Raw genomic sequence first — 1,364 nt, 5'->3', positions numbered from 1 at the left:
GACACTATCCTATAAAGTGTGTAAGTTAAAAAGTTGGGCTTAGATTTTATAATCTGAGCCTTTTTTCAAAAATAAGCATAAATTGGTTAAGAACAATACCCCAATTATGAATAGGCATTGTCCATTTTTTAGTTGATTCCTTGAGTGCTAAATAAACAGACTTTAATACCGCATCGTCAGTAGGAAAAGACATTTTGTTTTTGGTGTATTTTCTGATTTTTCCGTTCAGATTTTCAATGAGATTAGTCGTATAAATGATTTTACGGATTTCGATTGGGAAGTCAAAAAACACAGTTAATTCGTCCCAGTTGTTTCTCCAGGATTGGATTGCGTAAAGATATTTCCCTTCCCATTTTGTGGCAAAATCTTCTAAAGCGGCTTTGGCAGCGTCTTTGTTGGGTGCAGTATAAATATGTTTCATATCGGCAGAAAACTCTTTTCTATCCTTCCAAACCACGTATTTACAAGCGTTTCTAATCTGATGAACCACACATATTTGGGTCTGAGATTCAGGAAAAACCGATCGGATGGTGTCTGTAAATCCGTTCAAATTATCAGTAGCAGTAATCAAAATATCTTCTACGCCACGAGCTTTTAAATCCGTGAGAACGCTCATCCAAAAGCTGGAGCTTTCGTTCTTTCCAAGCCACATTCCGAGGACTTCTTTTTTACCTTCACGGTTGAGTCCAACAGCTAAATAAATGGTTTTGTTAATGACTTTTGAGTTCTCGCGAACCTTAAAAACAATCCCATCCATCCAAACAATTAGATAAACATCGTCTAAGGGTCGATTCTGCCAAGCTACAACTTCACTGGCTACTGCGTTTGTTATTCTGGAAATTGTCGAAGTGGAAACATCAAAATCATACATTTCTTTAATCTGCTCTTCAATGTCCGAAACACTCATTCCTTTGGCATAAAACGAGATGATGATGTTTTCTAAACCATCAATGATGTTGTGCCTTTTGGGAACTAATGCAGGCTCAAAACTACCTTCACGATCTCTTGGAACTTTAATCTCGGATTCACCGAATGAGGATTTTATCTTTTTGGTTCCATGTCCGTTTCGATAATTACCATCGATGCTTTTATCATGTTTTTCGTTGTCCAGATGGCTATCCAGTTCTGCATCAAGCATGTGTTCTACGGCCTTCTTGTGGAGTTCTTTGAAGAAAGATGTTAAATCTTCACCATTCTTAAAGGATTTAAAAAAATCCTTGTTGTTTAATAAATCTTCTTTGTTAGTCATAACTGTATAATGTTTAAAAATAATAAAAAGTTATTGCCAATAAATTTTTTGAGCATTAAGGGCTCAAAATTTATCAGAATAACTTTTTAACTTACACAGTTAGTGGGATACTACC

At 35.7% G+C, this 1,364-nt stretch carries 1 protein-coding gene; it reads right to left on the bottom strand.

Annotated features, from left to right (window positions below; all coding sequences use genetic code 11):
- Window positions 1-46: 46 nt before the first annotated feature.
- Window positions 47-1,249, bottom strand: a complete 1,203-nt coding sequence (locus tag ACVFVN_RS14695) for an IS256 family transposase (protein ID WP_456235863.1) — start codon at window positions 1,247-1,249, stop codon at window positions 47-49.
- Between the last annotated feature and the right edge of the window lie 115 nt (window positions 1,250-1,364).

The organism is Soonwooa purpurea (assembly GCF_053891095.1).
Note: the sequence above shows the minus strand (reverse complement) of the source record. Positions and strands in the feature narration are given on the sequence as shown.